The organism is Candidatus Caldatribacterium sp., from assembly GCA_014359405.1.
Classification (GTDB): domain Bacteria; phylum Atribacterota; class Atribacteria; order Atribacterales; family Caldatribacteriaceae; genus Caldatribacterium; species Caldatribacterium oleiphilum.
The window spans coordinates 1-8,013 of sequence record JACIZN010000087.1 but is presented as its reverse complement, the minus strand read 5'-3'; the positions used below and the strand labels follow the sequence as shown (position 1 = coordinate 8,013).

8 protein-coding genes are annotated in these 8,013 nt (G+C 54.4%); all 8 read left to right on the top strand.

Annotated elements, in window-relative coordinates:
* Positions 1-1,126, top strand: a 1,126-nt coding sequence (locus H5U36_07480) for an Hsp70 family protein (GenBank protein ID MBC7217964.1), incomplete at its 5' end; no start/stop codon positions are given.
* Positions 1,127-1,150: 24 nt separating this feature from the next.
* The gene (locus H5U36_07475) at positions 1,151-3,118 is read left to right on the top strand and encodes a methyl-accepting chemotaxis protein (GenBank protein ID MBC7217963.1); all 1,968 of its coding nucleotides are present in this window, start codon (positions 1,151-1,153) and stop codon (positions 3,116-3,118) included.
* A 2-nt stretch (positions 3,119-3,120) separates the two neighbouring features.
* Positions 3,121-4,617 (top strand): chemotaxis protein CheW, encoded by a 1,497-nt coding sequence (locus H5U36_07470; protein ID MBC7217962.1) that lies wholly within the window; start codon positions 3,121-3,123, stop codon positions 4,615-4,617.
* Positions 4,618-4,619: 2 nt separating this feature from the next.
* Positions 4,620-5,690 carry a chemotaxis response regulator protein-glutamate methylesterase gene (locus H5U36_07465; protein MBC7217961.1) on the top strand — a complete coding sequence of 357 codons (1,071 nt, stop codon included), beginning with the start codon at positions 4,620-4,622 and terminating at the stop codon, positions 5,688-5,690.
* Positions 5,687-6,046, top strand: coding sequence for a response regulator (locus tag H5U36_07460; protein ID MBC7217960.1), 360 nt, complete (start codon positions 5,687-5,689; stop codon positions 6,044-6,046). The genes H5U36_07465 and H5U36_07460 overlap by 4 nt, the downstream gene beginning before the upstream one ends.
* A gap of 4 nt (positions 6,047-6,050) precedes the next feature.
* Positions 6,051-6,530, top strand: coding sequence for a chemotaxis protein CheX (locus H5U36_07455; protein ID MBC7217959.1), 480 nt, complete (start codon positions 6,051-6,053; stop codon positions 6,528-6,530).
* Complete coding sequence (locus H5U36_07450) at positions 6,527-6,967, top strand: chemotaxis protein CheX (protein ID MBC7217958.1); 441 nt, start codon at positions 6,527-6,529, stop codon at positions 6,965-6,967. The genes H5U36_07455 and H5U36_07450 overlap by 4 nt, the downstream gene beginning before the upstream one ends.
* A gap of 106 nt (positions 6,968-7,073) precedes the next feature.
* On the top strand, positions 7,074-7,982 hold the full coding sequence (locus tag H5U36_07445; protein ID MBC7217957.1) for a response regulator: 909 nt from the start codon (positions 7,074-7,076) through the stop codon (positions 7,980-7,982).
* Positions 7,983-8,013 lie beyond the last annotated feature (31 nt).

The following is an 8,013-nucleotide window of genomic DNA, read 5'->3' as shown; positions in this document are numbered from 1 at the left end:
TTACTTCGATGACAACCAACGGCAAGGTGTGTTGAGGGCAGCACATCTTGGAGGAATTACCGTAGCGAAGCTCCTCAATGAGCCGACAGCTGCTGCACTTGCTTATGGGGTTCAAGAGCGGGGTAGGAAACTCATCCTCGTTCTCGACTTCGGAGGGGGAACCTTTGACATCACCCTTATGGAATACCAGGAAGGCCTCTTTAGAGTTATCACGACCGGAGGAAGTACAGAGCTCGGGGGCGCTGATTTCGACACCGTCCTCGCCCGATGGGTGGTGGAGACAGTACGGGAGGAAAAGGGCGTGAACTTGGAAAATGACCCCGTCGCCATGTACCATATCCTCACCAATGTCGAGCGAGCCAAAATCGACCTCTCCAGTACGACAGAAACAACCATCATCATCCCTTACATCGCCCTTACCGAACAGGGTCCGGTACATGTTCATCTCACCATCTCCCGAGAACGGTTTGAGCACCTCGCCGCATCTCTCTTCGAGCGGGCGTTCTCCCTTGTCGAAGCAACCCTCCGAGAGGCTCGGGTTTCCCCGTCCCAGGTGGATGTAGTGATTCTGAGTGGAGGCTCGTCTCGCCTCCCCCTTTTCCAAAAAACCATGCGCTCCATGTTCCCCCAGGCAGAATTCAAGGCCGAGGTAAACCCCGACGAGGTAGTCGCCTTAGGAGCAGCGGTTCATGCCGCCATGCTTGAGGGTCGCCTGAGCCACGTGGAGCTCCGAGACGTTCTCCCCCATTCTTTAGGAGTCCTTGACGATGACGGACGCTTCGTCTCCCTCATCGAAAGGGGAACGATTTACCCGACGGTTGCCACAAGGATTTTCACCAATACCCAGGACGACCAAGACCAGGTCGTGGTGAAGGTGCTCCAGGAACGAGAAGGGAGCCTTAAACTCCTCGGCCATTTTCACTTTCATTCCCAAAGGAGGTGGAGGAAAGGAGAGGCCAGACTCGCTATCAGTTTCATCGTCAACGGGGATGGCGTCCTTGAGGTGGTAGCCGAGGACACCGATACCGGGGAAGCAGCAACCCTCGCCATAACCGGTAGCGTTTTCGGGACGCCAGACGGTGAGGAGCTTGCAGAGCAGAGAGGAACAGGTATTGAGGTTTTCTGAATACCAATACAGGGGGTGCAAAAGGTGGCCCAGAAGAAACTTGCAGTTCCAGAAACGCAGAAAGAGGCCAAGGATGTTCAGGTGCGTACAGGCATTAAGCCTCTTGAGGAAGAAGGCCTTCAGGCACGACGGGAAGAAGCCCGCAAGAGAGCTCAAGAGCGGGCAAGGGCAAGGACACTTGCAAAACGTCAGGCAATGGCTGAACGCATTTCAAGTGCTGCCGAACAACTCCTGGCCGGGGTCGAGGAAGCCTCATCAGCCGTGGAAGAGCTCTCCAAGGCTATGGAACAAATCGCTGCCGGTGCAGAAGAAGCCTCAAGCGCTGCCGATGAGTCAAGAGCCGCCGTGAACCAAATACGGGGGAGCGCTTCAAACATCCAGGCGATGGTTCAGGAGATGGTCCGGAGCACCACCAACGCCCAAAGTGCGACAGGTGCCATGAGCGAGAACGTCCAGGGGCTCATCAGGGCCGTTGACGAAGCGGCAAGGAAAAATGAGGAGTCTGCAGCGCTTATCCGCAAGCTGGAGGAACAGTCCAACAAAATAGAGGAAATCGTGAAGACCGTTGTCATGATTGCCGATCAGACAAACCTCCTGGCACTTAATGCGGCAATCGAGGCAGCCCGGGCAGGAGAGCATGGAAGTGGCTTCGCCGTGGTAGCCGATGAGGTTCGAGGGCTTGCCGAAATCTCTGAGCGCTCAGCTCGAGAGATCACCGGCATTGTCGCAAATATTAAGGAAGCCGTAGCCAGAACCGTGCAGGATATCCAAAAAATCGTCGAGGAGTCCCAGTCCCAGGTGACCCTTGGGAAAGAGGTTACGGAGCAACTTGAGGATATTATGGCACGCTTTGTGGAAATGGTGGCCCACATGAACCGGATATCCCAAGACATGGGTGAGATTGCCAATGCAGCCCAGGAACTCCTCGAGTCGTCGGAGCAGGTAGCGAGCGGCTCGGAAGAGATGAGTTCTGCCGCTCTCGAGGCTTCCAAGGCCGTTGAAGAGCAAGCGAAGGCCTTTGCGCAAACTCAGACTGCAGCCCAAGAGCTCGTAGAACTTGCAGAAGAGCTGAAGACATCCACCGATACCGAAAAGGCCTCGGAAACCCTCGCAGCCGCGGCAGAAGAGCTTTCCTCAAACATCGAGGAACTCTCAAGCAGCGCCCAGGAGATCAGCACGGCTCTCGGACAGCTGGAGAAGGGAGCCCAGGTGCTCGCAGAATCCACAGAACGCTCGAGGCAACTCGTCGACGCCCTGGCAAAGAGAATCGATGAATTGCGAAGCATCGTGGCTGGAGATGTGAAACTCCTCGCAGAGCTCACGGAGCGGATCCGAGCCAATCGTGTAAACATTGAGAAAATGATCGAGGGCATCTCTACCGCATCGGCCTCGTATGCCGAAGCCTCGCGGAACGTGGAAACGCTCTCTGAGCGGGCTCGACAAATAGGAAAAACTGTGGACACCATCGATAAGGTGACCATCCAGACGAATATGCTTGCCGTAAATGGATTCATCGAGGCCGCTCGGGCGGGAGAATACGGAAAGGGATTCGCAGTGGTGGCCAACGATATTCGAAACCTGGCAAACGAATCCGGAAAAAATGCCGAGCAAATCAAAGACCTTGTCACCGCCATCCAGTACCAGGTGCAACTTGTGGCAAGCGACATCGCTGACTCGGCAAGGGTTGCGGCTGGTGAGGTTGTGAAAGCGCGGGAAACCACAAAGCTTCTTGAAAACGTCGCCAAAGCGATGCAGGATCTGACGTCCAGACTCGACGCCGTGGAACGAGAACTCGAGCAAATCTCCGCCGCCGTCGAAGAATCCGGTAAGGCCATTGAGCAAATCAACGCCTCAGCCGTGGAGTCTGCCTCAGCCATCGAGGAAGCTGCTAAAGGTGCTCGAGAGCAAGCAAGGGGCGTGGAGGAACTTGCTAAGGCTATCGAAGAAATTGCTGCCACCGCCGACGAGCTGCAACATGAGGTGGGGGTATGACCATGGTAACCACAAGCGAAACCAAGTACGTTACCTTTGCCATAGCCGGGGAGATGTACGCCGTTCCGGTGCATCTCGTGCGGGAAATCGTACGGCCTCCAAAAGTCACAAGGATCCCACTCGTGCCGGAACACATCCTCGGTGTGGCGAACCTCCGCGGTGAAGTGCTCCCCATTATGAGCCTTCGCCGAAGGCTTGGGCTCCCCGAAGAAGATCTGGAAACCTCAAAGATTGTGGTCCTGCACTCGCAGGAAAGGATACTGGGGATTGTCGTCGACCGAACGGCCCAGGTGATTCAGGTTACGGAGGATCAAATCGAGAGTGCTGCCACCTCAAGCGAGTTCGTGCAAAAAGTCATCCGCACCGGGGACGCGCTGGAAATGGTTCTCGAGGTGGAAAAGTTCTTTGGCTCTGGTGAGGAAGGAGAAGCGCGCTGGGACCGTTTCCAGGGTACCCGAGAAACCGAGAAGAAAACAAAGGAAAAGGTGACCGAAGAGCATCTCCAGATTGTCACCTTCGCCCTGGAAAACGAGGAATACGCCTTCCCTATCGAAGAGGTTCAGGAAATCATCCGTTACTCAAAACCAACCGAAGTTCCCGATGTTCCCCCTTACGTGAAGGGTGTCACCCACCTGAGGAACGCGGTCCTTCCCATCATCGATCTGCGAACCATGCTCGGTCTCCCTGTGTCTCCGATTGATGAGTTTACCAAGGTCATCGTTCTCCGCTTGAAGGAAAAATGGCTTGGGCTCGTCGTCGACCGAATCCACGAGGTACTCCGAATCCAAAAAAGTGAAATCCAGAAACCCCCGGCCTTTGTGGAACAGAGCGAACGAGGGGAGATTTCGGGTATCGTCCGCAGAGGGGACAGGACCATCATGGTCCTTAAGGCCGCTTCGCTTTTTGCAGAGGAAATTGCAAGCCTTGGGGGAGGAGAGGAAAAGGAAGAAGTGACTTCTGCAAGGCAAGAGTCGGAAATGCAGTACATCGTTTTCCGGGTCGACGAAGAGCACTATGGGGTACCCATCGAAGAGGTGCGCGAAATTAACCGGGTAGCAACCATCACAAGGATTCCAAAATCTCCAGAATTTCTTGAAGGAGTGATGAACCTCCGGGGAGAGGTAATTCCGATTGTGGACCTGCGGAAACGCTTTGGGTTGCCACAGGCCATCCGAAACGAACTAACCCGCATCATCGTGGTAGAAGTCGGGGGAGGGAAAACGGGGTTCATCGTGGATGCCGTGGAGGGCGTGGAGAAAATCCCCGAAAGTGCCATCGCTCCGGTACCGGATGCAGTGCGCTCTGGAGAGGCGGGACGGTTTGTCGAGCGGATAGCCCAAAAGGGAGAAGAGGTCATTCTCATCCTAAACATGACCAGAATCCTCACCGAAGAAGAGACGCAACTCATGGAGGAGGCAGTAACTAAGGGTACTCGTGAGGGAAACCATAAGAAAGCCACCGGCAAGAAGGGTCTTAAAAGGGCCTTGGACACAGAATGACCATGGAAAAGTGGCGTGTCCTCGTTGTTGACGATTCAGCCCTGATGCGGAAAGTACTCAAAAAAATCATCGCGTCCGATCCAGCCTTTGAAGTCATAGACACCGCAAGGGATGGAGAGGACGCAGTGGAGAAAGCTCGAGCACTGCGACCCGATGTCATTACCATGGACGTGAACATGCCGAGAATGGATGGTCTGACGGCTCTCCAGATTATTGTTGAGGAAGCCATCGCCCCGGTGGTTGTGGTTTCTTCCCTCACCCAGGATGGTGCAACCACGACTTTCGAGGCTCTGGAGCTTGGAGCCTTCGACTGTGTCGCCAAACCAGGAGGAACGGTGTCACCCGACCTCTACCTTGTGCAGCAGGAGCTCCTTGAAAAGCTTCGAGCAGCCTGTAAGGCATCGCGAAGGGGAAGGGCTCTCCGTAAGCTCGCGGAGCGGAGATCCCTTCCCCGCGTGGAACGCAAAGTTACTCTCCGAAAAGCACCAGCAGTGCCGTTTTTCGCCGTAGCTATCGGGATATCCACCGGGGGTCCAAAAACCATTTATGACGTCCTGCCTTACCTCCCTGCCAACCTCAATGCGGCAGTCTTTCTCGTGCAGCACATGCCACCTGCTTTCACGAAATCGTACGCAGAAAGGCTGGACAACTACTGCGCCCTGAGGGTTGTGGAAGCGGAAAACGGTATGGAGGTTGAACCGGGTACGGTGTACGTAGGCAAGGGGGGGTACCATCTGAAAGTTGAACAGCAGGGAGAGCGCCTCGTCATCCGGCTCTCCACGATACCCAAGCACATGTTCATGCCCTCGGTTGACGTGATGATGTTTTCAGTCCTTGAGGTTTTCAGAGAGCGAACCGTAGGAGTTCTCATGACCGGAATGGGAGACGATGGGGCAGAGGCCATGGTAAAGATACGGCAAAGCGGTGGCTATACCATTGCCGAGTCCGAGGAAACAGCCATCGTCTTTGGCATGCCCCAGGAGGCCATTGCCCGAGGAGGGGCAGAAGTTGTGCTCCCCTCCTACCGAATTCACGAGGCCATTGTGAGAAAGGTGGGGGTGAGGAAGGAATGAGGGTTCTCGTGGTTGACGACTCACCGCTTGTACGGAACATGGTGAAAAAAGCCTGCTTAGGTTCGGAATTTGAGGTGGTTGGAGAAGCAAAGAACGGCGAAGAAGCAGTGACGCTCTACCGAGAGCTCCTCCCCGACATTGTGACCCTTGATGTGACCATGCCGGTGAGAGATGGCCTTTCAGCTGCAAGAGAGATTCTCGCCTTTGACCCCCGCGCGAGAATTCTCCTCCTCAGCGCCATGGGGGACGAGGGACTTCTTGCCGAGGCTCGAGCGCTGGGCATCACATCCTCTTTGCAAAAACCTTTTACCCCTCAAGCTCTCCTCTCAGCGCTACAAAACCTTTCCAAGAGGTGATACGGTGGAGCGAAATCAATCGAACGAGATCGTCGAGGCTTTCGTGGACGCTGCGAGGGAGGTCTCTGCCCAGATCCTCGGAGTGGAAATCGAAAAACGGCAGGAGGAAGCAAGAAATTCGCTCATTGCTTTTGACGGAGTGGTGGCCATAGTCGGGTTCTCGGGTGCGCTTTCAGGGCGGCTCCTTTTGGGAATCCCAGAAACACTCTCTGTGGCACTCTTCTGCTCCATGGGCGGAGAAACCCAACCATCCCCTGAGGAGAAACTCCTCACCGCCAGTGAATTTGGAAACCTCGTTGCCGGTCACGCACTTACAAGGATAAACAATCGCTTCCAAGGGTATAACCTTCGGCCTTCTCCCCCGAGTTCTTTCCTTGGGAAACACATAGTGTTCTTTAACCTTGGCATGATGGGATCCTGTGTAACCCTTTCCACTTCTTATGGAGAAATCACGATGGATATCGCACTCAAGGAGGAACAATGATTGGGGAACTCGGCACAGCTATTCAGGAAGTCCTCTCGGCGTTTGGAGTGGAGGTCGCTTATTTGCAGACGAGGGTGACCGACTCCCACCGTGTAGAAGGGTTTCTCTGTATAATCACCGGGCTTTTAGAGAGAGACGGGGAACGAAAGGGTATCATGAGCCTCGAGCTTGACCAAGAAGGAGCCTCCTTTCTGGCAGGTATCATGATTGGAGATCCAGAGGGTTTTTCCTCGGAAATGGGACTCAGTGCCCTTTCGGAGCTCGCCACCATGGTATGCGGTGCTTTTCTCGCCCGCCTGGATGTGCCGCTCCTTGCCACCCCTCCAACAGGGGTCGTGGGAGAAGACCTTCAGGGTATTTTGAGTGTCATGCCGGCATGGAAAGTACAGCTTCGTCTCGGGAGGGGATCACTTGTTGCTGGTCTAAGCCTATCCTAAGGGGGGATACCCGATAGAAGGCCTCACAATACTTTTTGCCGATGACGACCACCTCACGCGCAAGATCGTTGGGCAGTACATAGAGAAGAGTGGGTACGAGGTTAAGGTGGTCAGCAATGGCCGAGAGGCTCTGGGATGTTTTGAGGAAAACCCTCACAGGTATCGTATTATCATCACAGACCTTGTTATGCCAGAAATGGATGGCTTTGATCTCATTACGGCCATTCGTAACCGCTCGCCTTACGTGTATCCATACATCATTGTCCTCTCTGGCCATGGTGAAGAGGAGTTCGTCATTAAGGCATTAAGGCTCGGGGCGGACAACTTTCTGGAGAAACCGGTATCGGCTAAGAAACTCGCCGCCTACATTGCATCAGGGCTACAAAAGCTCACCTGGCTTATTCTGGACATTTTTCTTGAACTTCCCTCAAAAATCCTGGAGTTTCAAGACGAGTACACAGGAAAACATATTCGGGACACTCGTATCGTGGCCTTCCTCTTAGCAAAAGCCTACAGCGAACGGTACGACGTGGGGGATCCCTCTTTTCCAGAGTGCATACAAGTCGCTTCTGCTTTCCATGACATTGGGAAAATAGTGCTCCCGGATAGCCTCTTGAAGAAAGCCGGCCCGTACACTCCGGAAGAACGACAAGCAATGGAACGCCATACTCTCTACGGTGCTCGTCTCCTTGAGGAAGCAGTGTCCCGCCACCCCGAAAACAAAATACTGCGAACCTGCTACGAGGTTGCCCTCTTCCACCACGAGCGGTGGGATGGATCGGGGTATCCTTACGGTCTCCGGGGAGAGGAAATTCCCCTTTCAGCAAGAATTGTAGCAGTAGCCGACGTTTTTAACGCACTGACCTCCAACCGGCACTACCGTCCTGCGTACTCTCTCGAGGAAGCCTTTGCGCTGCTTGAACGGGAAAGGGAGCGCTATGACCCCAAGGTGCTTTCTCTTCTCTTCGAATACCAAGGCTTCTTTGGCGCAATGAAGAAGAGGAGAACGGATTGACCAAAACCCCAGAAGCGTTGAGATAGTGTTA